The sequence below is a fragment of the Yoonia sp. 72 genome (assembly GCF_034652275.1).
Lineage (GTDB): Bacteria > Pseudomonadota > Alphaproteobacteria > Rhodobacterales > Rhodobacteraceae > Yoonia.
On record NZ_JAXIWG010000004.1, the window covers coordinates 334,911 to 359,574 of the forward strand.

A 24,664-nucleotide genomic window follows, 5' to 3' on the forward strand; every position below is an offset into this window, starting at 1 on the left:
GGCTGTCGTACCCGCGCAGGGAACCCTGTCAGCCGTAAAGCCGCAGCATTTCGCGCAGATCGTCGAGCGTATTGGCCTCGGCCACGGGTTTGTCCTGCCGCCAGCGCAGCATCCGCGGAAACCGCAAGGCGACGCCGGATTTGTGCCGCGGGCTTTGATTGATGCCTTCAAAGGCGATCTCGAACACATGCACGGGCGGCACCTGCCGGACGGGGCCGAATTTCTGCAGCGTGTTCTTGCGCACCCAGGCCGTGATCTGACGGAACTCGGCATCGGTCAGGCCGGAATAGGCCTTGGTGAAGGGCACAAGCGCATCGCCGTCGCGCACGGCGAATGTGTAATCGGTGAATAGATTCGCCCGCCGCCCGCTGCCCGCTTGCGCATAGATCATCACGGCATCAATCGTCAGCGGATCGACCTTCCATTTCCACCAATCGCCTTTCTTGCGCCCTGCCAGATAGGGGCTGTCGTGGCGTTTGAGCATCAGCCCTTCGGCCCCCGCATCCCGCGACTGGCTGCGTGCAGTCGCCAGATCGTCCCATGTGCCAAACGTCACCTGCGGTGATAACCGCAGGGGGGCGCGGGTTGACACCCGCGCAACAAGCCCCGCCAAGGCCGCGCGGCGGTCGGCAAAGGGCAGGTGGCGGATGTCGCGCCTGTCCTGTTCCAGAAGGTCATAGGCCATCAGGATCACGGGGGCTTCGGCCAGCAATTTGCGCGGTACGGTCTTGCGCCCGATGCGTTTTTGCAAAGCGGCAAAGGGCAGGGGGGCACCGTCGGCAAAGGCCAGCACCTCGCCGTCGATCACGGTGCCGTCGGGCAGGGCATCGCACAGCTGCGCAAGTTCGGGAAAGCGGTCGGTCATCAGGTCTTCGCCGCGCGACCACAGGTAATGCGTGCCGCCGCGCAGGATGAACTGCCCCCTGATCCCGTCCCATTTGCGTTCCGCCGACCAATCGGCAGGCGGGCCGAGGGCCTCCAGATCCTCAAGCCCGTAAGCCAGATAGAACGGATAGGGGCGGGACGCGTCGGTGCCGGGATCATCCGCCTCGATCAGGCTGGTCCATGTGACGCTGTCGGGCGTCCAGTTGCCCATCAGTTTATGGGTCAGTTCCGGCTCCGGCTGGCCCGTCGCCTGTGCCAGCGCGCGGGTCATCAGTTTCGCGCTGACGCCGATGCGGAAACCGCCTGTCAAAAGCTTGGTGAACAGGAACCGTTCCGCAGGCGGCAGCCGATCCCATGCGGCGATGATGCCGGCCTTGCGCGCCTCCTCGTCCTGCGTGCCCAAGGCGCGCAGATGCATGATCCAATAGGTCAGGCTTTGGTCGCTGGTGGCGCGCGGCGGCGGCAGAACAAGCGCGATGGTCTCGGCCAGATCGCCGACGACGCTGTAGCTTTCCTCGAACAGCCAGTCGGGCAGGACCGCCACCTCGGCCGCCCAAAGGCGCAGTTTGGAGGCCGTAATCACGCGTTTCGGCCTGCGCCCCGTGAACAGGGCGGTGGTCCAGAGCTTGTCGCTGTCTGGGGCGGTACGGAAATAATCGGCCAGCGCCGCGACCTTGACGCTGGTTTTGGTGCTTTCGTCAAGCTGGGCGAACAGGGCGGCAAAGGCTTTCATGCCGCATCCTCGCCACTGTCGAATCCTTCGCCCTGATAATCCGTGCTGACGACATGTGCGTCATGCCCCTGATCGCGCAGCCATTGCTGAAAGGCGGTGGTGTAGCCGTGCGTGACAAAGATTTTCTCTGCCCCTGTCGCGGTAATCGCGGCGTTCAGGCCCGCCCAGTCGGCATGGTCGGACACGATGAACCCCCGATCCGCCGCCCGCCTGCGCCGCACACCGCGCAAGGCCATCCAGCCGCTGGCAAAGGCGGTCGAGGCCGGCCCGAACCGCCGCGCCCAGGGCGTGCCAAGCGCAGAAGGTGTGGCCAGTACCAAAGCGCCGGGGTGGGTTTTGGCGGTCACATTCGCATCGACGCGGGTCGTGGCGGGCAGGGGGATGCCGATGCCGCGCAGCACGTCGTTCGTGTTTTCCACAGCGCCATGCGTCAGGATCGGGCCGATGGCAGGGTCAAGCAGGCGCAAGAGCCTTTGCGCCTTGCCCAAAGCATAGGCCCCCAGAATAGCGGTCTTGCCTGCGGCCGCACATTCCGCCCACCAGCGATTGATCTGGTCACGCAAGATGTCTTGCGGCGTCCAGTTGAAAATCGGCAGGCCGAAAGTGCATTCGCTGATGAAGGCGTGGCAGGGGACGGGGACGAAAGGTTCCGACAGCCCGTCATCCACCGTCTTGTAATCGCCCGAGACGACCCAGACCTGCCCTTTGACCGCGATGCGGATCTGCGCCGATCCCGGCACATGGCCTGCGGGGTGGAAGGACACTTCTGCATCCCCGATGCGCTGTGCGGTGTCATAGGCAATCGTCTGGACAGTGATGTCGCCCAAGCGGTGCCGCATCACGGCGGCGGTGGTGGGGGTGGCGAGATAGCTGTCCATCCCCCAGCGCGCGTGATCGCTATGGGCGTGGGTAATCAGCGCGCGCGGCACGGGACGCCACGGGTCGATGTAGAAATCTCCCGCGGGGCAATAGATGCCGCGGTCGGTGAAGGTGAGCACATCCGCCATAAGAGGTAGATAGGGTTTCTCGCAGTTGTGCCAATGGTCGGCCTGCGTGGCGGGGGTGAGTCCTGAGCCTCCGGCGGGAGTATTTTTGGAAAAAAGAAGATGTGGACGCAGCTGTTAGGGATGCGCGTCGAAATGGGCGATGGTTTTGGCGGTGACGCTGTCGCGCATTTCGGGTTGGTCCATCAGCATTTCGTGCAACCCGCCTTTGATCTCGTGCAGCACGCCGCCCGGCCAGCGAGCCATGCGGGTGCGGATGGCAGCGGGATCGACGATGGACTCGTTGTTGCCCAGAAAGGTGATGCAGGGCGTGGTGGGCGACGGCAGGCGGGACAGGTCGCGCATTTCCTGCAAGGACCTGTTCAGCCAGCGCAGAGTCGGCCCGCCAAGGCCCAGTGCGGGATGCGCTTCGATCTGGCCGCGCAGGGCGGCGTAGATTTCAGGATCGTTGGTCAGCATGTTGCCGGCAAAGGGCTGCTGCAGCGGATAGCTTGTGGCGGATTGGCCGGGCACGACCTTTTCGTCGAATTTGAGCGGCAGGCTGAGGGTCGAGAGGCTCCAAGCAAACGAGCGTGTCGCGCGCGGCATCTGGATGCCCCACATCGGCGCTGAAAACATCACCGCTTTCACATCGAGGCCGTCGGTCAGCGCCCGCAGGCCGATGCAGCCCCCCATGGAATGGGCGATCAGGAAATAGGGGCGCGGCAGGCCAAGGGCCGTGGCATGGGCCAGCAAGGCCGCAACATCGCGATGGTAATCTGCGAAATCGCCAACATGGCCGAGGTTCGGATCAGCGATCAGCCGGTCCGCCAGCCCTTGTCCGCGCCAGTCCACGGCGAGCGCGGCATAGCCGGATGCCGTTAGCGCCTGTGCTGTGATGCCGTATTTTTCGATATATTCGGTGCGACCGGGAAAGATCAGCACGGTGCCTTTGGCGCCCTCCACGGGCCAGTGACCGGCGCGGATGCGCCGGTTGTCGCTGGTGGTCAGCCAATGCGCAGCCCCGTTTGCCGGGCCGTTTGCGACATCATCGAAAAACGGGGCCGCGGGTGACATCAGCCAAGCACGCTGGTCAGTTTCATCGCCATGCCCATATCGCCGTCAACGCTGAGCTTGCCGGTCATGAAGGCGGTCGTGGGGTTCAGCTCGTCATCGAGAATCGCCTTGAACACATCCGCCGTGGCGGTCAGCGTGACATCGGCGTCGTCATCGGCTGCGCGTGCGCCGCTTTGGTCGATGATGATGGTGCCTTCGTCTTCGATGACGAATTTGGCCGTGCCGTCGAATCCGTTGCCGCCCATTTTGGCGTTCAGCTGGGTGACGGCTTCGTTGACTACATCGCTCATGATTTTGATCCTCTCGTGATGATTTGCGGCAGGCAGGCTCTGGTGTCTGTCGCGTGATGCGCTACATTGCAGGTATGGTAGCTGATGTCTTTCGCTTCAAATGTATCGTTGCGGCACTTGTGCTGGGCTTTGGTGTTTCGCTGCCTGTGGTCGCACAAACCGACAGGCTCGACCAGCTTTTCGCGGAATTGTCACAAACCGATGAAGCGGGGTCCTTGCGGATCGAACAGCAGATCATCGCGGAGTGGGGCAAGAGCGGGTCGGCCTCTATCGACCTGCTGTTGCGGCGCGGGCAGGATGCGCTGGATGACGGTGAACCCGATGCCGCACTTGATCATTTTTCGGCGCTGGTCGATCATGCCCCCGATTTCGCCGAAGGCTATTACCTGCGCGCCACGTCCTTTTATCTGCTGGATGAAATCGGCCCCGCCATGGCCGACCTTGAAGAGGTGCTGACCCGCAATCCGCGCCATTTCGAGGCGATGCGCGGACTGGCGGTGATGATGGAAGAAACCGGCAGGCCCGCAGCGGCGCTTGCACTTTACGGCATGATCCTTGAGATCGTGCCCTTTTCCGCAGAGGCGCAAGCAGAACGCCTGCGCCTGCAACAACAGCTAGAAGGCCAGGCGATCTGACCGCCCGGCCCTGACGGGGACGAAAATGCAAGGTTCCCGGATCACGGCCGTTCTTGGGCCGACCAATACCGGCAAGACCCACTATGCCATCCAGCGGATGCTGTCGTACCGCACCGGCGTGATCGGCCTGCCGCTGCGTCTGCTGGCGCGCGAGGTCTATGACCGCATCGTCGCGATCAAGGGGCCGGGGGTTGTGGCGCTGGTCACCGGCGAGGAACGGATCGTTCCGCCGCGTGCGGCCTTTTGGGTCTGCACGGTCGAGGCGATGCCCGACGGCATGGGCTGCGATTTTCTGGCCGTCGATGAAATCCAGCTTTGCGCCGATCCCGAACGCGGGCATGTGTTCACCGACCGGCTGCTGCATGCGCGCGGCCTGCATGAAACCCTGTTTCTGGGGGCCGAAACCATGCGCGGCGCGATTGCAGCCCTTGTGCCCGGCGTGCAGTTCATGGTCCGCGACCGGATGTCGGAACTGACCTATACGGGTTCGAAAAAGATCAGCCGGATGCCCGCTCGGTCGGCCATCGTCGGGTTCTCGGTCGATAACGTCTATGCCATTGCCGAATTGTTGCGCCGCACCAAGGGCGGGGCGGCTGTTGTCATGGGCGCGCTGTCGCCCCGCACCCGCAATGCGCAGGTGGAAATGTACCAGAACGGCGATGTCGATTTTCTGGTGGCCACCGATGCGATCGGCATGGGGCTGAACCTTGATATCAGCCATGTCGCCTTTTCTTCACTGACCAAATACGACGGCCGCCGGATGCGGCATCTGGAACCGCAGGAGTTGGCGCAGATCGCGGGCCGCGCGGGGCGGCATATCGAGAACGGCACCTTTGGCGTGACGGGCGAGGCCCCGCCCTTGGACGATGCCGTGGCCGAGGCGATCTGCAACCACCAGTTCCGGCCTGTGGCGAAATTGCAATGGCGCAACAGCCGGTTACAGTTCGGCTCGATCAAGCGGCTGGTCGGATCGCTCGAGGATCGCACCGACAACCCCTGGCTGACGCGCGTGCGCGAAAGCGACGATCTGGCGGCGTTGAAAGCGCTGGCGTTGGATGCCGAGGTTGCGGCGCGCGCGACGGACGGGCCATCGGTGAAACTGCTGTGGGATGTCTGCCGCATTCCCGATTTCCGCGGTATTTCGGCGGGTGAACATGCCGGATTGCTGACGCAGATCTACAACGATCTGCACCAGCTTGGGCATGTCTCGGCCAATTGGTTCGCCTTGCAGGTGCGCCGGATTGACCGCACCGACGGGGACATTGATACTCTGTCCAAGCGGCTCGCGTATATCCGCACATGGACCTATGTGGCGCAACGCAAGGGCTGGCTGCTTGACGATTCCCATTGGCGCGATGAAACCCGCGCTGTAGAAGACCGTTTATCAGATGCGCTGCATGGCGCGTTGACGCAAAGATTTGTGGACCGGCGGACCAGCATCCTGCTTCGCCGGCTCAAACAAAAGGAGAGCCTGTTGGCCGAGGTGAATGAAAAAGGTGAAGTGACCGTCGAGGGCGAATTCGTCGGTCGTCTGGAAGGGTTCCGTTTCCGTATGGACAAGGCGGGCAGCCCCGACGAGGCGAAAACCTTGCGGCAGGCGTCCCAGCAGGCGATTGCGCCGCATCTGCATCTGCGCGCGGACCGTTTTTATAACGCGCCCGATACCGAGATTGATTTCACCGAACAGGGTGGCCTCATGTGGGGCGATCAGGCCGTGGGCAAGCTGGTGGCAGGGTCCGACCCGCTGAAACCCGGTGTCGCGGTTTTCGTCGATGACGAGGCGGGCCCCGATGTGACGGCCAAGGTGCAGCGCCGGTTGCAGCATTTCATCGACCGCAAGATCGCGGCAGGGTTCGAACCTTTGCTGGCGCTCAAGAATGACGAGACGCTGACAGGGGCCGCCAAGGGCTTTGCCTACCGGATGGCGGAACATTTCGGCATTATCCCGCGCGGCGATATCGCCGACGAGGTGAAGGCGCTGGATCAGGAAGCGCGCAGCGCCCTGCGCAAGCATGGTGTGCGCTTTGGCCAGTTCACGATTTTCCAGCCCTTGCTGTTGAAACCGGCACCCACGCGGCTGCGCCTTGTGCTGTGGTCGCTGGCCCGTGATCTGTCGGAATTTCCCCAAAGCCCGCCCCCCGGTCTGGTGACGGTGCCTACCGCAAAAGATGCCGTGCCAGGCTATTACGCGATGGCGGGCTACCGCGCTGCTGGCGACCGTGCGATCCGCATCGATATGCTGGAACGTCTGGCCGATATGCTGCGCGACAAGGACAGCCGTGGCGGTTTCGAGGCAAACCCCGACATGCTGTCGATCACCGGCATGACGCTGGACCAGTTCGCCGATCTGATGGCGGGGCTAGGCTACAAGGCGGAAAAGGCTGAACGCGTGAAGGTCAAGGCACCGCGCGCCGATGTGGCAGGTGATCCGCCGACCGAAATTCCGGTCGAAACCCCCGATCAACCTGCTGACGCGCCCGCCGAAGTGCCGGCTGATACGCCGCAGGAAATGCCTGCCGACGCACCTGTCGAAACGCCGGACGCACCCGAGATGGAGGTGTTCTATACCTTCACATGGGGCGGACGCCCCGCCCGTGCGGCGCGGCCCGAGAACGCGCGCGCCAACGACCGGCCGCGCGGGAATGCCAAGCCCAAGGGCAAACCCAAAGGCAAACCGCAGGCACCTGCGCATAAACCTGAACGGTTTCAGGCAAAGCCCAAATACGAAAAGCCTATCGATCCCGACAATCCGTTCGCTGCCGCTCTGGCCGGGTTCAAGAAAGATTGACCGACGCCGCGCGTGTCACGATCCGGCTGGATAAATGGCTGTGGCATGCGCGGTTCTTCAAATCGCGCAGCATCGCCGCCGGGGTTGTGACCGGGGGCAAGGTGCGGGTCGGTGGTGTGCCTGTCAGCAAACCCGCCCGCGCCGTGGGGGCGGGGGATGTGCTGACCTTCGTGCAGGCCGATGTCACGCGGGTGATCCGCATCCTTGATTGCGGCACACGCCGTGGTCCGGCACCCGAGGCGCAGGCGCTTTACGAGGATCTGACGCCCGTCACGGTACCTGCACCCCAGAACCCCGGCAGCGACCGCAAGGGGCGACCCACCAAGAAGGACCGCAGGGATATGATGACGCAGCGCGGGATGGATGACCCTTTCACGCTTGAATGACCGCGCGATCCGATTTAGCAAGCCTGCGAAGAATTACGGATGATCCCATGACCTATATCGTCAACGACAATTGTATCGCCTGCAAATACACCGACTGCGTCGAGGTGTGTCCGGTGGATTGTTTCTACGAGGGCGAGAACATGCTGGTAATCCACCCCGACGAATGCATCGACTGCGGCGTGTGCGAACCCGAATGCCCCGCCGACGCGATCCGCCCCGATACCGAACCCGACATGGAAAAATGGGTCGAGTTCAACCGCAAATATTCGGAAATGTGGCCGGTCATCATCACCAAGAAAGACCCGCTGCCCGGTGCCGCCGAGATGGATGGCCAGCCCGACAAGATGCGCCTATTTTCCGAATCTCCCGGCGAAGGCGGTTGACGCTAACCCTTTGATCCCAAAGGATTGCTGCGCCCTTTGACGGGACGCTTCCGAAGGGCGCGTTTTTGTGGTATGATTCTGTCAATGACGCGAACGATTTGATCCTGCCCAAACGTACCTAACCCGCCGGTGACCCTTGTTACCGACGGTTTTTTGTCGCCTGACGTGCCGGATTGCCATGAAAGGACAATCATGACCAAGAAGAAAAGCGAATTCAGCCCCGACCAGTTTGTCGTCTATCCGGCGCATGGCGTGGGCAAGATCGTCTCTGTCGAAACGCAGGAAGTCGCGGGCTTCGAGCTTGAGATGTTCGTGATCGCCTTCGAGAAGGACAAGATGACCCTGCGCGTGCCGACGCACAAGGCATCCGATGTGGGCATGCGCGCGCTGGCCACGCCCGATGTGGTGAACCATGCGCTCAAAACGCTCAAGGGCAAGGCCAAGGTCAAAAAGGCCATGTGGTCGCGCCGTGCGCAGGAATACGAGCAAAAGATCAATTCCGGCGACCTGATCGCCATCGCCGAAGTCGTGCGCGACCTGCACCGTCAGGACGACCAGCGCGAGCAAAGCTATTCCGAGCGTCAGCTGTATGAAGCGGCCCTGGAACGCCTGACCCGCGAATTCGCCGCCGTGGCTGGTGATGACGAGAACGCGGCAGCGGCACAGATCGGGTCTGTGCTGGTGGGGCGGGCTGCTTAAGCGTCCGTGAAATAAGGAAAAAGCCGCGCCAGAGAGCGCGGCTTTTTTTATGGCGCTTTCCGCGCGGTGCGTGGCGTTGACGCATTAGAAGGGATGCGTATTTGGACCGCGCCGGTCGTCCTCCCAGTTCAGTCTAACTGCCAAGCATTTCTGACCCACAGCGGACCATCGGCACAGGGTGCAGGTAGGTCAGGTGAGCGGGACGAAGCCGACTTTCGCCGCACTCCAAAACATTTAATCTTCGTTCAGGGCGTCGGAATCCCGGCCATTTTTCCAAACGAAAACGGGATCACGATTATCCGATTGCTCGGCGACGAGAAAAGCTTGCGCCAATTCCGTCTGTCGCTCTAGCGCTTCGGCGAAGACTTCCACTCTCCGGCCCGTCATGCGCTCGTTTATTTCGTTGATCGTAGTGCCGCGCGCACTTGCACCATTTGATCCATAATTTGATTTCAATGTCTTGGCTTGTTCGATGATCTCCAGCGCAACACGTGATGGATAGCGGGGGTCAATGCTCAGGCAATACGAAGCGATGTGTACTGGAGAAAAGTCGCAGGCATCCAACCCACAGCATTCGATCTCACAAATTGTCGCGCAGTATCTGGCCAGCGCTTCAATATGCATCTGCTGGTGCGAAGCAGGTAGCCGAGGGATACGGTTCATACGATTCCAGCCGAATTAAGTTCCAATTGTTAGCTGAGTATGCCACGCGACCTTCGACTATTGCACCGCAGAAATTCAGTAGTTTGGGCTCATTCCAGCCGTTCGCTGCGATTTGCGCGAAGCGATGCCGCTCAATTCTGGTCATTTCTTGACACGATGCTCAAAACAGCCACCTGGCCGTCACGCGGCAGGGTCGGTTTTGAAATCAAGTCAAACACCAACCCGAACCTGCTTCACAACGCCCGCCAGCCGATGTCCGACCGGTAGAATCCGCCCGGCCAGTCGATGCCTTGCGCCATCGCATAGGCCTGTTCATGCGCCTCGGCCAGGGACGCACCGCGCGCGGTGACGTTCAGTACGCGCCCGCCATGCGCCTGATACTGGCCGTCCGCGCGCTTGGTGCCTGCATGGAACACCATGTGGAAACTGTCCTCGGGCAGCAGGTCCAGCCCGCCGATCACGCTGCCCTTGCCGTAATCGCCCGGATAGCCGTTGGCCGCCATCACGATGGTCAGCGCATGGTCATCGGCCCAGTTCACGCTGACCTCGTGCAGGCGTTCCTCGGCGCAGGCTTGCAGCAAATCAAGAATCTGCCCGCCCAGTCGCATCATCAGCACCTGACATTCGGGATCTCCGAAACGCACGTTGTATTCCACCAGACGCGGCTGGCCGTTCTGGATCATCAGACCGCAAAATAGGACGCCCTGAAACGGTGTGCCACGGCGCGCCATTTCATCCATCGTGGGCTGCACGATCTCGCGCAGCGCCTTTTGCGTGACCTCATCGGTCATCACGGGGGCGGGCGAATAGGCGCCCATGCCTCCTGTGTTCGGCCCTTGGTCACCATCAAAGGCGCGTTTGTGGTCCTGCGCGGACCCCACGGGCAGGATCGTCGTGCCGTCGCAGAGCACGAAGAACGACGCCTCTTCGCCGTCCATGAATTCCTCGATCACGACAGCGGTGCCGGCGGGGCCGAAACTGCCGTCGAACATGTGATCGACGGCGGCCAGCGCCTCGTCCAGCGTCATGGCGACGACGACGCCTTTGCCGGCCGCCAGACCGTCGGCCTTGATGACGATGGGCGCGCCTTGCGCCAGCACATAGGCGCGGGCCGGGTCGGCCTCGGTAAAGCGGGCATAGGCGGCGGTGGGTGCACCTGCCGCATCGCAGATCGCCTTGGTAAAGGATTTCGACGCCTCCAGCTGCGCCGCCGCCTGCGACGGGCCGAACACCAGCGTGCCCGTGCGGCGCAGCCGGTCCGCGACACCGGCGGCCAGCGGGCCTTCGGGGCCGATGATCACGAAATCGACGGTATTTTCCTCGACGAAATTGGCGACCGCATCGCCGTCAAGGATATTGAGATCGGCGCAATCCGCGATCTGCGCGATCCCCGCATTGCCCGGTGCCACGATCAGCCGGTCGCATTTGGGGTTCTGCTTGATCGCCCAGGCGAGGCTGTGTTCGCGCCCGCCGCTGCCCAGAATGAGGATGTTCATGGCCGTCTCTCCGCCGTTGAAAACTTGGGGCGGTCTTAGTCACGGATGGCGCAAATCACAAGGCCGGGCTTGGCCTTTGGGCAACAGCGCCTTAGGGTGCGGCCCAAACTGCGCAAGGATCACCCCGATGATGGATTTGTTCGAAGACGGCCCTGCCGACAACACACCCGAATTTTCCGTGTCCGAGATTTCAGGGGCTGTCAAAAAGACCATCGAAGGCGGGTTTTCCCACATCCGCGTGCGCGGCGAACTGGGCCGGATTTCGCGCCCGTCCTCTGGCCATATCTATCTGGATTTGAAAGACGACCGGTCGGTGCTGTCCGGCATCATCTGGAAAGGCCGCGCCACAGCATTGACCCACCGCCCCGAGGAAGGGATGGAGGTCATCGCCACCGGCAAGCTGACGACTTTTCCGGGCCAGTCGAAATACCAGATGATCATCGAGGATATCGTGCCCGCAGGGGCCGGTGCGCTGATGGCGATGCTGGAAAAGCGGCGCGCGCAGCTGGCGGGCGAGGGGTTGTTCGATATGGCCCGCAAGAAACCGCTGCCCTATCTGCCTGAAATCATCGGCGTTGTGACATCGCCATCGGGGGCGGTGATCCGCGATATCCTGCACCGCCTGCGCGACCGTTTCCCGCGCAAGGTGCTGGTCTGGCCGGTCGCCGTTCAGGGGCAGAAATGCGCGGCCGAAGTCGCCGCCGCCATCGACGGGTTCAACCGCCTGACACCGGGCGGTGCCTTGCCGCGGCCCGATCTAATCATCGTGGCGCGCGGCGGTGGGTCGCTGGAGGATCTCTGGGGTTTCAACGAGGAAATCGTCGTGCGGGCTGCGGCGGCGTCCGACATTCCGCTGATTTCCGCCGTGGGGCATGAAACCGACACCACCTTGATCGATTTTGCCGCCGACATGCGCGCACCCACGCCGACAGCGGCGGCGGAACTGGCGGTGCCGGTGCGGATCGAACTTCTCGCTTTTGTGGACCAGCAAGGCGCGCGGCTGGTGCGCGCTTTGTCCAACGGCGTGCAGACCCGCCGCCAGCGCCTGCGCGATCTGGCGCGTGCCTTGCCGCAGGTGGATACGTTGGTCGATGGTCCGCGCCAACGGCTGGATTACCTGTCTGATCGCCTGCCTGCGGCCTTGCGGCAGGCGGCGGCGCAAAAGCGGCTGCAACTTAGCGATGCTGCCCTGCGGCCTGCGATCCTGCAACGCCGGCTGGCCGAGGATCGCAGGCGGCTTGCCGCCTTGTCCGACCGCCTCGCCCCCGCCTTGCAACGCCGGACCCGTGATGCGGGCGTGGCGCTGGAACGGGCAGGGCGCGGGCTGCGGGGCGATCTGCTGCAAACGCGGTTGGACCGGCAGGGCGAAAGGCTCGGCACCGTCTTGCGCCGCCTGTCGGACCGCGCGACGCGGCAACAGGCGGAACGGTCGGCACGCTTGGCGACACTGGACCGGTTGCGCGAAACGCTCGGCTATATGGAAACGCTCAAGCGCGGCTATGCTGTGGTGCGCGGCGACGGGGCCTTGATTACCGATACGGGCGCTGCGGCAAAGGCTGGAACCCTTGAAATCCAGTTCGCGGACGGCCGGATCACGGTGCGATCAGGAGGATAGATCGTTGCAGATCAGCGGTTCATCCGCATCGGTTTCATAGATCACCGTGCCGAAGGGGACATTGGTAAAGACCGCCCTGATCCCGTCCGGCTCGGCATAAATGGCCCAGCATTTGGGTTCGGGGTCGTTGTCGTAGCGAAAACAGATATCGCCTTTGCTTTCATACCAGACGCCGTACATGCAGGTGCCTTCGAATGTGGACCACATGACGCGGCGGCCGGGCAGATAGGCCTCGACCCCGAACAACGGATTGGTGTCGGTGCGAAAGGTGATCGTGCGGCCCGTGACATGGGCGTCGAATTCTTCGCCTGTCATCGTGTCCAGTGCAGCGGCGGGGGTCGCCAGCAGCAAAAGCAAAAGAAAACTACGCATCGCGCCACCTGTCGGCCAAAGGGTCCATGATCCGCCGCCACAAGGGCGGCACCAATGCGATGCTGGCCATCAGCGGCAAAGGCCGTGGCAGTATCGGCGCATCGGCAGGCAGGTCAAGGGCAGGATACGCGCGGGCAGGGTGGGCGTGATGGTCCGAATGGCGCGTGGCGTTCAGCAACATCGCGGATGAATAGCGGTGCGGGGCGTTCCAGCTGTGCCGCGCCGCCACGGGTTCGGGTTTGCCTGCCGGTCCCGTCTTGCGCAGCAGGCCATAGTGCTGGACGTAATCAGACAACAGCAGCTGCGTCTGCGCATGGCCCGCCAGCGCGAGGTAAAGCAGCAGGCCCTTGGTGCCTCCCAGCAGATAGGCCAGAGCGATGAAAACCGCGCCACCGCCCATATAGACCAAATAGGGATTGCGCCACGTTGGTCGCCCGATGCGCGCCAGCCGTGCTTTCTCGGCCGCATAGCCGCCTTTGAAGGACCCCAGCCACGCGCGGATCATGTAGCGGTAGAACCCTTCACCCTTACGCGATGTATTGGGGTCGCGGCGTGTGGCGACATGGCGGTGATGCACCAGCACATGCGCCGATGTATGATGCCCGAACAGCAGCGAGATATAGACCCACATCCCCAGCCGGTGCAGCACGCGTTGGGGCCGGTGGATCAGCTCATGGGCATTGGCATTGCTGACCTGTCCGAAATAAAGCCCTGCGGCAAAGAACAGCGCGATCTTTTCACCGCGGTCCAGCAGATCACCCGCCAATGCGACAACGACAAGCGGTAGCAAGGCCAGATGCACCAGCGCAAGAAGGACTGACAGCGCCGTGCCTGTCGCGTCGGCGCTGGCCCTGTCCTCTGGCAAGAGCCTGTCGGCCAGCGCTGTCACAACCGTCAGCACAAGAAGCGCCGCAAGCGGCCACAGCCCGCCTTGCAAGGCCGCCAGCGCGATCACCCCCGCAGGCAGCAGGGCGGCAAAGGCGAAAAGGGCGGTCTGGCGGGTCATGTTTCCGATCCTTATCATCTGTTTCCCGCCAGCTTAAGCGAAACTGCAATGCTGCGCGCTTTGGTCTCTGGGGCGTCGCTTTTGCGTGGTTCACGTGGGTAGCGCGGGCTATGCTGCGCCAAAATCGGGGGATACGGGCATGGCCAAGGACAACCAAGACGGCATCTGGAAATCCGGCAAAGGCAAGGGGCGGCACACCACAAAGGGCCGCCAGCTGGACGATACCGCTTGGGCAGAGGTCCGCGCGCTGTTGGGGGAGCGCCCGCGCCGCCGCGACCTGCTGATCGAGTTTCTGCATCTCATTCAGGATGAATACGGCCATCTGTCCGCCGCCCATCTGCGCGCGCTGGCCGAGGAGATGCGCCTGTCACAGGCCGAGGTCTACGAGGTCGCGACCTTTTACGCCCATTTCGACGTGGTCAAGGAAGGCGAGACACCGCCCCCAGCCCTGACGATCCGCGTCTGCGACAGCCTGTCCTGCGAATTGGCGGGCGCGCAGGCGCTGAAAGCGGCACTGGAGGATGGGCTTGACCCCGCGCAGGTGCGCGTGCTGCGCGCGCCTTGCATGGGGCGTTGCGATACGGCACCCGTGCTGGAAATCGGCCACAACCATATCGACCATGCGACACCTGACAAGGTGCAGGCGGCAATTGCGGCGGGCGACACCCATGCGCATCTGCCCGATTACCAGACCTTGGCGTCCTATCGCGCCGATGGCGGCTATGCTGTGCTGGAACGCTTGCGCGCGGAAGGTGACTGGCAGGCGGTGCAGGAGTTGGTGCTGGCCTCGGGCCTGCGCGGATTGGGCGGTGCGGGCTTTCCGTCGGGCAAGAAGTGGGGCTTTGTGCGCGCCCATTTGGGCCCGCGCTATCTGGCCGTGAACGGGGATGAAGGCGAGCCCGGCACGTTCAAGGATCGCTATTATCTGGAACGCACGCCGCATGTGTTTCTGGAAGGCATGCTGATCGCCGCTTGGGCTGTCGCGGCCGAGACCTGTTTCATCTACATGCGCGACGAATATCCCGCTGTGCTGGAGATCCTGCGCCGCGAGATCGCCGCACTGGAAGAGGCGGGGATTGTCGCCCCCGGCTATATCGACCTGCGGCGTGGCGCGGGGGCCTATATCTGCGGCGAGGAATCCGCGATGATCGAAAGCATCGAAGGCAAGCGCGGCATCCCCCGCCACCGCCCGCCTTTTGTGGCCGAGGTCGGCATCTTCGACCGCCCGACGCTGGTGCATAACGTGGAAACCCTGCTTTGGGTGGCGCGGATCTGCCGCGAAGGGCCGGAAATCCTGAGCGGGGTGGAAAAGAACGGGCGCAAGGGGCTGCGGTCCTATTCGGTGTCAGGGCGCGTGGCAAAGCCGGGCATGTATGTCCTGCCAGCAGGATCGACGATCACCGATATCATCGCAGCGGCGGGCGGCATGGCGGATGGCCATGTGTTCAAGGCCTATCAGCCGGGTGGTCCGTCCTCGGGGCTGTTGCCCGCGACGATGGCGGACATCCCGCTCGATTTCGACACCTTGCAGCCGCATGACACATTCATCGGATCGGCCGCCGTTGTTGTGCTGTCGCAGCAGGACCGTGCGCGTGATGCCGCGCTGAACATGCTGCGGTTTTTCGAGGATGAAAGCTGCGGGCAATGCACGCCCTGTCGTGTCGGTTGCCAGAAAGCGGTGCAGCTGATGCAGGCCCCGGAATGGGACCGCGCCTTGCTGGGCGATCTGTGCACCGCGATGGCGGATGCCTCGATCTGCGGGCTGGGGCAAGCGGCACCCAACCCGATCCGGCTGGTGATGCGCCATTTCGCGGACGAAATCTAAGGCTGCCTGCGGCTGCGCCGCAGTTGCGGCGCTCCGCGCGGGGATATTTATGCTCGGACGATGGGGGCGCGTGGTCTTTTCAATTCCGGGCGGAGTGGCTAGGTCTTTCCCCAGAAGTCATGAAAGGCTGTTCCGATGGCGTTCTTCAGCAAGCTCAAAGAGAGGATGTTCAAATCCTCGGCCAAGATCGACGCAGGTCTCGATGCGATTGTCGCAGAACCTGCGCCGAAACCCGGGCTGATCGGGCGGCTGTTTGCGGAGACGGATGTCCAGCGCCGCAGCCTTGACGATGCCATGCTCGAAGAGCTGGAGGATTTGCTGATCGCGGCCGATATGGGGGTCGAGACAGCACAGCGCGTCACCGCCAATATCGCCGAAGGGCATCTGGGCAAGCGTGTGTCGGTCGAGGAGGTCAAGCGCCTGCTGATGGCCGAGGTGGTGCGGATCATGGAACCCGTGGCACGGCCTTTGCCAATCTATGCCAAGACGCCGCAGGTCGTGCTGGTCGTGGGCGTGAACGGATCGGGCAAGACGACAACCATCGGCAAGCTTGCCAGCCAGTTCCGCGCGGCGGGCAAGAACGTGGTGATCGCGGCGGGTGATACGTTCCGCGCTGCGGCGGTCGAACAGTTGCAGGTCTGGGGGCAACGCGCGGGCGTGCCCGTGCTGACGGCACCCGAAGGGTCCGACCCTGCAAGCCTTGCCTATGATGCGATGACCAAGGCGCAGGCGGATGGGGCTGATCTTTTGATGATTGACACCGCCGGGCGGCTGCAAAACCGTGCTGATTTGATGGAAGAGCTGTCCAAGATCGTGCGCGTCATCCGCAAGAAAGACCCCGATGCGCCGCATAACGTGCTGTTGGTGCTGGATGCGACGACCGGGCAGAACGCGCTGCAGCAGGTCAAGGTGTTTCAGGAACTGGCGGCGGTGTCGGGGCTGGTGATGACAAAGTTGGATGGCACGGCCAAAGGCGGCGTGCTGGTGTCGCTGGCCGACAGGTTCGGCCTGCCGATCCATGCCATCGGCGTAGGTGAACAGATCGACGATCTGGCACCCTTCGACCCCGAGGAATTCGCCGCGGCCCTTGTCGGTCTGGACCTTTAGGCCGCGTTGGACACGCTTGCCGCCTATCTGATCGCCGTCGCCGGCACGCCCGAGGGCGCGCGGCTTGCCACGATCTTTGCGCTGGTGTCAGCGCTGGCGCATGCGGTGTTCGGGGCCTTGCAGAAGGGCCGGCATGACCCGTGGCTGACGCGCGGGGCGATCGATTTCTGGCTGGTGGTGTTTTCGGCCCCTGTGGCGCTGTTTGTCGTGCCTTGGCCCAATGCCGCCACAGCGCTGATCCTTGTCGGCGCGGTCGGCATCCATTTCGCCTATAAGGTCGCGATGGCGCGGGCCTATGAAAAGGCGGCGTTCACCGTGGTCTATCCGGTGGTGCGCGGCACGGGGCCGCTGGTCACTGTGATCGCGGCTTCGGTCTTTTTCGGTGAGCGGTTCACGGGGGTGCAATGGGTGGGCGTCGCCTGTTTGTCGGGGGGCATCCTACTGTTGGCTTTGCGCAATCTGAGCGAGGAAAAGCTGGACCCGGGCGCGCTGCGGGCGGGGTTGGCCTGGGCCGTGGCGGGCGGGTTACTGGTGGCGATCTATACGACCTATGATGCGTTCGGCATCCGGCAGGCCCCCGATCCTTTCACCTTTCTGGCGTGGTTCTTCTTTGTGACCGCACTTGATTTCCCGCTGTTGGCCCTGCGCCGCTATCGTCGGATGGCGGCACCGCCCGTGCTGGCCCCGCTGATGTGGCGCGGGGCGATCGGCGCGCTGGTGGCTTGGGTCAGTTTCGGGGGCGTCATGGTCGCCACCATGGTCGGCAAGGTTGGCGAGGCCGCGGTGCTGCGCGAGACATCGACCGTTTTTGCCGCATTGATCGGCTGGTTCATCCTGCGCGAAAAAGTAGGCCCACGCCGCCTGTTTCTGATGACACTGGTTGCCTTGGGCGCGGTGATCGTGGAAATGGGGGGCTGAAGGAGATCACGATGGCCGCAAGACAGATCAATCCGGTGTTGAAACAGGTTCTGGAACTGGGGCCGACATTGGCGTTTTTCCTGATTTACCTGCGGATCAAGGACGAAACCTATACGATTGCCGGCACGGACTACACGGGCTTTATCATCGCGGCGCTGGTATTCGTGCCGATCCTGTTGGTCGCCATGGGCATCCTTTGGGCGTTGACCGGCAAGCTGAGCCGGATGCAGATTTTCACCGCTTTCATGGTCATTTTCTTCGGCGGTCTGACCGCCTGGTTCAATGACGAGCGGTTCTTCAAGATGAAAACCACCATCGTCTATGGTGCGATGGCGGGGCTTTTGGGGATCGGGCTTTTGCGTGGGCAGAGCTATCTGCAATATGTGATGGAGGAGTTCCTGCCGATGCGCCGCGAGGGCTGGATGATCTTCACGCGCAGGCTGGCTTTCATCTTTACCGTGCTGGCCATCGCCAACGAGATCATCTGGCGCACCCAATCCACCGAGACATGGGTCAAGCTGGAAACATTCGCCTTTCCGGTCGTGCTGTTCGTGTTTCTGTGGTTCCAGATCATGGCCTTGCAGAAATACCTGATCGAGGATCCCGCCCGTTCAGGGGAATGACCGCGCTCAGCGCATTTCGGCAAACCGGAACCCGACCTGCCCAGGGCCCGAATGCGCGCGTGCGTCGCGCCGGTAGCGCAGGGTGTCGACCTGATGGTCGGTCAGCGCGGGACGGAACACGATGCCCATCGTCCCGTTCGCCGACCAACGGACGACGGCATCGACCCGCTGGTGAAGGATGGTAATCTGCACCTTGTCGCCGCGTGCGATGCCGGTGATCCCCGTCAGGCGCGCGCCAGTCGCGTTGACATCGCTGACCTGGGCCTGTTGCACCCCGAAACGGGTGTGCAACGCCACAGGGAAAGTCGTGGGATAACGATGTGGTCGATATTGCATGATAGCACCTCTGTCTCTTGTCAGCCTCCATTCTAGCGCGTTGGTTTTAACGAACGGTTACCGGCGCAGGGCGTGCCTTGCCGCATCGCCATTGACGCGGACCGCGCTGCGGCGTATGCGCAATCTTGTGGTGATTTGTCTCCGGATTGCAGGCCACGTTAAACATTCTGCTAAAAAGGTTGCGGGTTTCAGACCCCGATACCTTTGCCGGTGTCGGGGTTTTTTCATGCGCAGTGGCGCGAGGGCAGAAGATGAGTGATTGGAAAAAACGCACCAAGGCCGTGCATCAGGGCATCCGCCGCAGCCAGTATGGCGAGGTCAGCGAAGCCATCTTCATGACGCAAGGCTTCGTCTATGACAGCGCCGAAGCTGCCGAGGCGCGGTTCATCAAAACCGGTCCCGACGAATTCATCTACGCCCGCTACGGCAACCCCACTGTGGCGATGTTCGAGGACCGGATCGCCGCCCTTGAAGGAACTGAAGATGGCTTTGCCACAGCCTCCGGCATGGCGGCGGTGCATGGCGCGCTGACCTCCATGCTCAAGGCGGGCGATCATGTTGTTTCCGCGCGCGCTCTGTTCGGGTCGTGTCTTTACATCCTGCAAGAGGTCCTGACGCGCTACGGGGTCGAGGTTACTTTCGTTGACGGCACCGATCTGGCCGCATGGCAGGCCGCGATCCGGCCTGATACCAAGGTCGTGTTCTTCGAGAGTATCTCGAACCCGACGCTGGAAGTCGTCGATATCAAGGCGGTCGCCGATCTGGCCCATGCGCAGGGCGCGCTGGTGATGGTGGACAATGTGTTCTCGACGCCCGTGTACTCGGACGCGGTGGCGCTGGGCGCGGATGTCATCATCTATTCCGCGACCAAACATATCGACGGGCAGGGGCGGGCCTTGGGCGGTGTTATCCTTGGCACGCGCGATTTCATCCGCGGCACGGTCGAGCCGTTTATGAAACATACCGGCGGGTCGATGTCGCCGTTTACCGCCTGGCTGATGCTCAAGGGGCTGGAGACGATGGACCTGCGCGTGCGTGCGCAAGCGGCCAGTGCGCAGCATATCGCAGAGGCGCTGGCGGAAGAGGGCACGCTGCGGGTAATCTACCCCGGTCTGCCCGATCATCCCCAACACGCGCTGACGATGGCGCAGATGGGGTCGGGCGGCACGGTGCTGGCAATTGATGCCGGATCGAAAGACGCGGCCTTTGCCTTGCTGAACCGGCTGGAGATTTTCACGATCTCGAACAATCTGGGTGATGCAAAGTCGATTGTCACCCATCCTGCAACAACGACGCATCAGCGGCTGGATGCGGAGACAAAGATCGCTTTGGGGATCACACTGGGCCTGATACGCTGCAGCATCGGCTTGGAAGACGCGGACGATTTGTTGCGCGATCTGCGGGCCGCAATAAGCGGGTAGGCGTGTCACATGCGACAGCGGATCAAGGATGAAATCGTCTTGTTCGCTGTCGGCATCTGGATCATCGGCGCGATGCGGCGGGAATGGCTGCGGCTGGTGTTCCGGCAGATGAAATACGGGCTGTTGCGCGTGCGGGTCGCGGTGCCGCGTCTGGCGAACGAAAAATTCCTCTGGCGCAAGGCCTTTGACCACGACCCGCGCTTTGCCATCGTGACCGACAAGCTCGCGGCCAAGGACTGGGTCGCAGCGCAGGGGATCGCGGCCAAGATGCCGCAGACCCTGTGGTCGGGGACCGATGCCAATGATATCCCCGACGACCTCTGGCAGCAGCCGATCTACATCAAGGCCACACATGGTTGCCAGATGAACATTCCCGTGCTGACCCCGCCCGAGGACCGTGCCGCCGTGATCGCCGCCGCCAATGCCTTTGTGACCCGCGAACACGGTGCACGGCAGCGGCAATGGGCCTATAGCCAGGTGCCGCGCGCCTTGATCGCGGAACAGGCGATCAGCCCCGGCACGGAACTGATGGAGGTGAAATATTACACCTATGGCGCCGTCGTCGAACAATTCGTCCTGCGCCGGGCCGGCCCACCTGTGACGGCTGCGCGCTGGCTGCGGCAGGCGGATGGCAGTTTCATCCGGTCCAACCAGCCGACGGTCATCAGCAAGATCATCGACCCGTCGCCTTTGCCCGATGTGGTGTTCAAGGGGCTGGCGCTGGCTGCAGAGATCGGCGCGCTCTTTGACCATATGCGGGTGGATACCTTGGTAGACGGGGATGACGTTTATCTGGGGGAGCTGACCGTCTATAACATCGCAGGACGTGTCCCGCTGAACGGGGACAAGGTGGACGATTACCTCAACCGGTCATGGGACCTGCGGCGCAGCTGGTTTCTGACAACACCGCAGCCAGGCTGGCGTGGACGATATGCCGCGGCCTTGCGCCGCAAACTGGACAGCGCGGACAGGGGCGTCAGAACCGCTGGCAACCCGCCCGCAATTCCCGCAGGATAGGCGCGATCCTGAGCGCACGGTTGTCGTGCCTTTGCCAAAAGGGACAACACAGCGATGACCGACCTGCGCGCCGAATTGTTACGTTTCTATCGCAGCATGTCTGGACATGCGGCGCAGCCGCGCCATCTTCGCAAGGCGGATGCACCACAAGAGGGTCTAAATATGAATATCCACGCACGCGACATGGACCGTCAGCCAACGCGCTCTGACGCCGAGGCAGCGCTTGCGCTTTTGCGGCGCTGGGCAGGTGATGTCACCCCCGAAGAAGTGGCGACGCTCGACCCTTTGGTGTCACGTCTGATCCCCGGACAGGAAGTGTCGAACTATCCCGCCCTTGCCCGCGCCTACCCAGAGGATTTCGCGGTGGACGAGGCCTACAAAGCCTCCATGCCCGACCTGCAGAACGGCCCGTCCAGCCTGATCCGTGGTGCCAAACGGCAGATCCAGCATGTCGGCATTTCAAACTTCCGTCTGCCGATAAGGTTCCGCACCCGCGACAACGGCGATCTGACGCTGGAAACTTCCGTGACCGGCACCGTGTCGCTCGAGGCGGAAAAGAAGGGCATCAATATGTCCCGCATCATGCGGACATTTTACAAGCACGCCGAGGAAACCTTCAGCTTTGAAGTGATCGAGCGTGCGCTGGATGCCTATAAATCCGATCTGGATAGTTTTGATGCACGCATCCAGATGCGGTTCAGCTTTCCGATGAAGGTGCAAAGCCTGCGGTCGGGGCTGGAAGGCTACCAGTATTACAACATCGCGCTGGAACTGGTGGAAAGTGCGGGCGTGCGTAAGAAGATCGTGCATCTGGATTACGTCTATTCCTCGACTTGCCCCTGTTCGCTGGAACTGTCCGAACATGCCCGACAGTTTCGCGGGCAATTAGCCACACCGCATTCGCAGCGCTCGGTCGCGCGGATTTCGGTGTTGGTCGAGGACGGGCCTTGCCTGTGGTTCGAGGACTTGATCGAACGCGCCCGTGCCGCCGTGCCGACCGAGACGCAGGTCATGGTCAAGCGCGAGGATGAACAGGCTTTTGCCGAACTCAACGCGGCCAATCCGATCTTTGTCGAGGATGCGGCGCGCCTGTTCGCCGAACAGCTGCAACTGGAACCGCGCGTGTCCGACTTCCGCGTGATCGCCAGCCATCAGGAAAGCCTGCACAGCCATGACGCCGTGTCGGTGCTGACCGAAGGTGCGACCTTTGCCGCCGAAAGCCTTGATCCACGGCTTTTCGCCTCGCTCTTCCACGTCGGTTGACGCGCGTGGGGTGGGTCTTGACCCACCTTACCACCAGCCCTTGAAGCCCCCCGCCTGCGCGCATAGTGTCGGGCGGAATGATGAAGTCGGACAATCGTCCAGCAGAGAGGCATGACCATGCAAGACCCGATCAACACCTACATGAACCTTGTGCCTATGGTGGTCGAACAGACCGCACGCGGCGAACGCGCCTATGACATCTTTTCGCGCCTGCTGAAGGAACGGATCATCTTTCTCAACGGCCCTGTCCATGACGGGATGAGCCAGCTGGTCGTGGCCCAGTTGCTGCATCTGGAATCGGAGAACCCGAAGAAGGAAATCAGCATGTATATCAACAGCCCCGGTGGTGTCGTGACCTCGGGCCTGTCGATCTATGACACGATGCAATACATCAAGCCAAAGGTCAGCACGCTGGTGATCGGGCAGGCGGCGTCCATGGGGTCGCTCTTGTTGACGGCCGGGCATCCCGGCATGCGCTTTTCGCTGCCCAACAGCCGTGTGATGGTCCACCAGCCGTCGGGCGGGTATCAGGGGCAGGCGACCGACATCATGATCCACGCCGCCGAGACCCAAAAGCTCAAGACGCGGCTGAACGAAATCTATGTCAAACACACCGGCCAGCCGCTGAAAAAGGTCGAATCCGCCTTGGAGCGGGACAATTTCATGTCGCCCGAAGAGGCCAAGGACTGGGGCCTGATCGACGAGATCGTTGTGAACCGTGAAAAATCGTCCGAGTGATTTTGCGGCATTCACCACAGTGAAAAAGTGACCGCCGCGCAGGTCATTTTGACATTGTAGACCTTGGCGGGCTGTCCTAGTGTTGAACGCAGGGCAGCCCGTTCATGTTTTACGGGCCAAGAGGCCAAGAGGGTTGATATGGCGACGACGACCGGAAACGACAGCAAGAATACGCTTTACTGCAGTTTTTGCGGCAAAAGCCAGCATGAGGTGCGCAAGCTGATCGCCGGGCCGACAGTGTTCATCTGTGATGAATGCGTCGAACTTTGCATGGATATCATCCGCGAAGAAACCAAGGCTTCGGGGCTCAAATCAGGTGAAGGTGTGCCTACACCGGCCGATATCTGCGCCGTACTGGACGATTACGTGATCGGACAGGTGCACGCGAAACGTGTGCTGTCTGTCGCTGTCCACAACCATTACAAGCGTCTGAACCACGCCGACAAATCCGACATCGAATTGTCGAAATCCAACATCATGCTGATCGGGCCGACCGGTTGCGGCAAGACATTGCTGGCGCAGACGCTGGCGCGCATTCTGGACGTGCCGTTCACGATGGCCGATGCCACCACCCTGACCGAGGCCGGTTATGTCGGTGAAGACGTCGAAAATATCATCCTGAAATTGCTGCAAGCGTCGGAATACAACGTCGAACGCGCGCAGCGCGGCATCGTCTATATCGACGAGGTCGACAAGATCACCCGCAAGTCCGACAACCCCAGCATCACCCGCGATGTATCGGGTGAAGGCGTGCAGCAGGCGCTGCTCAAAATCATGGAAGGCACCGTTGCCTCCGTGCCCCCGCAGGGCGGGCGCAAGCATCCGCAGCAGGAATTCCTGCAGGTGGACACGACCAATATCCTGTTCATCTGTGGCGGGGCCTTTGCCGGTCTCGACAAGATCATCGCGCGGCGCAGCAAAGGCTCCGGCATGGGCTTTGGTGCGGACGTCAAAGACGTGGATGAACGCGGCATAGGTGAGGTCTTTCAGGATCTCGAACCCGAGGATCTTCTGAAATTCGGCCTGATCCCCGAATTCGTCGGCCGTCTGCCTGTCATCGCCACGCTGACCGATCTGGACGAAGATGCGCTGATTACCATCCTGACCAAGCCCAAGAATGCGCTGGTCAAGCAATACCAGCGCCTGTTCGAACTGGAAAACACCAAGCTGACCTTCACCGATGACGCCCTGACCGCCATCGCCAAACGCGCGATCAAACGCAAGACCGGCGCGCGCGGCCTGCGGTCGATCATGGAAGGCATCCTGCTCGACACGATGTTCGACCTGCCTGGCATGGACACCGTGACCGAAGTCGTCGTGAACGAAGAGGCGGTCAATTCCGACGTGGCCCCTTTGATGATCCACGACGATGTGAAGAAAAAAGAATCCGCGACAGCAGGCTAAG

24 protein-coding genes and 1 riboswitch are annotated in these 24,664 nt (G+C 62.2%); of the genes, 15 read left to right on the forward strand and 9 right to left on the reverse strand.

The genetic code is table 11. From position 1 onward, the window contains the following. Positions 1 to 28 precede the first annotated feature (28 nt). The 4 genes from VCK47_RS16810 to VCK47_RS16825 form a co-directional block, all read right to left on the reverse strand. Entirely contained in the window at positions 29 to 1,618 is a 1,590-nt protein-coding gene (locus tag VCK47_RS16810) for an ATP-dependent DNA ligase (RefSeq protein WP_322891343.1), read from the reverse strand. After that, positions 1,615 to 2,625 (reverse strand): ligase-associated DNA damage response exonuclease, encoded by a 1,011-nt coding sequence (locus VCK47_RS16815; RefSeq protein WP_322891342.1) that lies wholly within the window; start codon positions 2,623 to 2,625, stop codon positions 1,615 to 1,617. The genes VCK47_RS16810 and VCK47_RS16815 overlap by 4 nt, the downstream gene beginning before the upstream one ends. Positions 2,626 to 2,739: 114 nt before the next feature. Continuing rightward, positions 2,740 to 3,678 carry an alpha/beta hydrolase gene (locus VCK47_RS16820; protein ID WP_322891341.1) on the reverse strand — a complete coding sequence of 313 codons (939 nt, stop codon included), beginning with the start codon at positions 3,676 to 3,678 and terminating at the stop codon, positions 2,740 to 2,742. Then, a complete protein-coding gene (locus VCK47_RS16825; protein WP_322891340.1) occupies positions 3,678 to 3,968 on the reverse strand; it encodes an SCP2 sterol-binding domain-containing protein in 291 nt (96 codons plus the stop codon). The genes VCK47_RS16820 and VCK47_RS16825 overlap by 1 nt, the downstream gene beginning before the upstream one ends. A gap of 56 nt (positions 3,969 to 4,024) precedes the next feature. Between VCK47_RS16825 and VCK47_RS16830 the strand changes: the two genes are divergently transcribed. The 5 genes from VCK47_RS16830 (at position 4,025) to VCK47_RS16850 (ending at position 8,859) form a co-directional block, all read left to right on the forward strand. Beyond that, the gene (locus VCK47_RS16830) at positions 4,025 to 4,603 is read left to right on the forward strand and encodes a tetratricopeptide repeat protein (RefSeq protein ID WP_322891339.1); all 579 of its coding nucleotides are present in this window, start codon (positions 4,025 to 4,027) and stop codon (positions 4,601 to 4,603) included. A gap of 25 nt (positions 4,604 to 4,628) precedes the next feature. Continuing rightward, positions 4,629 to 7,391 carry a helicase-related protein gene (locus VCK47_RS16835; RefSeq protein ID WP_322891338.1) on the forward strand — a complete coding sequence of 921 codons (2,763 nt, stop codon included), beginning with the start codon at positions 4,629 to 4,631 and terminating at the stop codon, positions 7,389 to 7,391. Further along, positions 7,388 to 7,777, forward strand: a complete 390-nt coding sequence (locus tag VCK47_RS16840; RefSeq protein ID WP_322891337.1) for an RNA-binding S4 domain-containing protein — start codon at positions 7,388 to 7,390, stop codon at positions 7,775 to 7,777. Before VCK47_RS16835 ends, VCK47_RS16840 begins: the two co-directional genes overlap by 4 nt. A 47-nt stretch (positions 7,778 to 7,824) precedes the next feature. Further along, positions 7,825 to 8,160: a ferredoxin FdxA gene (gene fdxA, locus VCK47_RS16845; RefSeq protein WP_322891336.1), complete on the forward strand. Its 336-nt coding sequence runs from the start codon at positions 7,825 to 7,827 to the stop codon at positions 8,158 to 8,160. A 192-nt stretch (positions 8,161 to 8,352) separates the two neighbouring features. Beyond that, positions 8,353 to 8,859 carry a CarD family transcriptional regulator gene (locus tag VCK47_RS16850; protein ID WP_322891335.1) on the forward strand — a complete coding sequence of 169 codons (507 nt, stop codon included), beginning with the start codon at positions 8,353 to 8,355 and terminating at the stop codon, positions 8,857 to 8,859. Between the two features lie 234 nt (positions 8,860 to 9,093). Here the strand turns inward: VCK47_RS16850 and VCK47_RS16855 are convergent, their stop codons facing one another. Next, positions 9,094 to 9,522 (reverse strand): DUF6331 family protein, encoded by a 429-nt coding sequence (locus tag VCK47_RS16855; protein ID WP_322891334.1) that lies wholly within the window; start codon positions 9,520 to 9,522, stop codon positions 9,094 to 9,096. 233 nt (positions 9,523 to 9,755) lie between these two features. Then, a complete protein-coding gene (purD, locus tag VCK47_RS16860; protein ID WP_322891333.1) occupies positions 9,756 to 11,018 on the reverse strand; it encodes a phosphoribosylamine--glycine ligase in 1,263 nt (420 codons plus the stop codon). Positions 11,019 to 11,145: 127 nt separating this feature from the next. Between purD and xseA the strand changes: the two genes are divergently transcribed. Then, positions 11,146 to 12,633, forward strand: a complete 1,488-nt coding sequence (gene xseA / locus VCK47_RS16865; protein WP_322891332.1) for an exodeoxyribonuclease VII large subunit — start codon at positions 11,146 to 11,148, stop codon at positions 12,631 to 12,633. On the opposite strand, the gene VCK47_RS16870 is transcribed toward xseA, so the two are convergent. After that, a complete protein-coding gene (locus VCK47_RS16870) occupies positions 12,622 to 13,005 on the reverse strand; it encodes a hypothetical protein (RefSeq protein WP_322891331.1) in 384 nt (127 codons plus the stop codon). The two genes, xseA and VCK47_RS16870, sit on opposite strands and share 12 nt — an antisense overlap. Further along, positions 12,998 to 14,011 carry an alkane 1-monooxygenase gene (locus tag VCK47_RS16875; RefSeq protein ID WP_322891330.1) on the reverse strand — a complete coding sequence of 338 codons (1,014 nt, stop codon included), beginning with the start codon at positions 14,009 to 14,011 and terminating at the stop codon, positions 12,998 to 13,000. The genes VCK47_RS16870 and VCK47_RS16875 overlap by 8 nt, the downstream gene beginning before the upstream one ends. A 139-nt stretch (positions 14,012 to 14,150) precedes the next feature. Here VCK47_RS16875 and VCK47_RS16880 point away from each other — a divergent pair, with 139 nt between their 5' ends. The 4 genes from VCK47_RS16880 to VCK47_RS16895 all read left to right on the forward strand — a co-directional run bounded on the left by VCK47_RS16880 (position 14,151) and on the right by VCK47_RS16895 (position 18,484). Then, positions 14,151 to 15,836, forward strand: coding sequence for an NAD(P)H-dependent oxidoreductase subunit E (locus VCK47_RS16880; RefSeq protein ID WP_322891329.1), 1,686 nt, complete (start codon positions 14,151 to 14,153; stop codon positions 15,834 to 15,836). A 135-nt stretch (positions 15,837 to 15,971) separates the two neighbouring features. Beyond that, entirely contained in the window at positions 15,972 to 16,943 is a 972-nt protein-coding gene (gene ftsY, locus VCK47_RS16885; protein ID WP_322891328.1) for a signal recognition particle-docking protein FtsY, read from the forward strand. 6 nt (positions 16,944 to 16,949) lie between these two features. Beyond that, complete coding sequence (locus VCK47_RS16890) at positions 16,950 to 17,861, forward strand: DMT family transporter (RefSeq protein ID WP_322891327.1); 912 nt, start codon at positions 16,950 to 16,952, stop codon at positions 17,859 to 17,861. 11 nt (positions 17,862 to 17,872) lie between these two features. Then, entirely contained in the window at positions 17,873 to 18,484 is a 612-nt protein-coding gene (locus VCK47_RS16895) for an inner membrane-spanning protein YciB (protein WP_322891326.1), read from the forward strand. A 6-nt stretch (positions 18,485 to 18,490) separates the two neighbouring features. On the opposite strand, the gene VCK47_RS16900 is transcribed toward VCK47_RS16895, so the two are convergent. Continuing rightward, positions 18,491 to 18,820, reverse strand: a complete 330-nt coding sequence (locus VCK47_RS16900; RefSeq protein WP_322891325.1) for a PilZ domain-containing protein — start codon at positions 18,818 to 18,820, stop codon at positions 18,491 to 18,493. 117 nt (positions 18,821 to 18,937) lie between these two features. Next, positions 18,938 to 19,015: riboswitch (SAM riboswitch) on the forward strand. Positions 19,016 to 19,071: 56 nt separating this feature from the next. Between VCK47_RS16900 and metZ the strand changes: the two genes are divergently transcribed. The 5 genes from metZ (at position 19,072) to clpX (ending at position 24,663) form a co-directional block, all read left to right on the forward strand. After that, on the forward strand, positions 19,072 to 20,241 hold the full coding sequence (gene metZ, locus VCK47_RS16905) for an O-succinylhomoserine sulfhydrylase (RefSeq protein ID WP_322891324.1): 1,170 nt from the start codon (positions 19,072 to 19,074) through the stop codon (positions 20,239 to 20,241). A gap of 9 nt (positions 20,242 to 20,250) precedes the next feature. Then, complete coding sequence (locus VCK47_RS16910; protein ID WP_322891323.1) at positions 20,251 to 21,258, forward strand: ATP-grasp fold amidoligase family protein; 1,008 nt, start codon at positions 20,251 to 20,253, stop codon at positions 21,256 to 21,258. A 162-nt stretch (positions 21,259 to 21,420) separates the two neighbouring features. Next, a complete protein-coding gene (gene folE2, locus VCK47_RS16915; protein ID WP_322891322.1) occupies positions 21,421 to 22,521 on the forward strand; it encodes a GTP cyclohydrolase FolE2 in 1,101 nt (366 codons plus the stop codon). Positions 22,522 to 22,638: 117 nt separating this feature from the next. Continuing rightward, positions 22,639 to 23,259: an ATP-dependent Clp protease proteolytic subunit gene (locus VCK47_RS16920; protein WP_322891697.1), complete on the forward strand. Its 621-nt coding sequence runs from the start codon at positions 22,639 to 22,641 to the stop codon at positions 23,257 to 23,259. A gap of 138 nt (positions 23,260 to 23,397) precedes the next feature. Next, complete coding sequence (gene clpX / locus VCK47_RS16925) at positions 23,398 to 24,663, forward strand: ATP-dependent Clp protease ATP-binding subunit ClpX (RefSeq protein ID WP_322891321.1); 1,266 nt, start codon at positions 23,398 to 23,400, stop codon at positions 24,661 to 24,663. Position 24,664 lies beyond the last annotated feature (1 nt).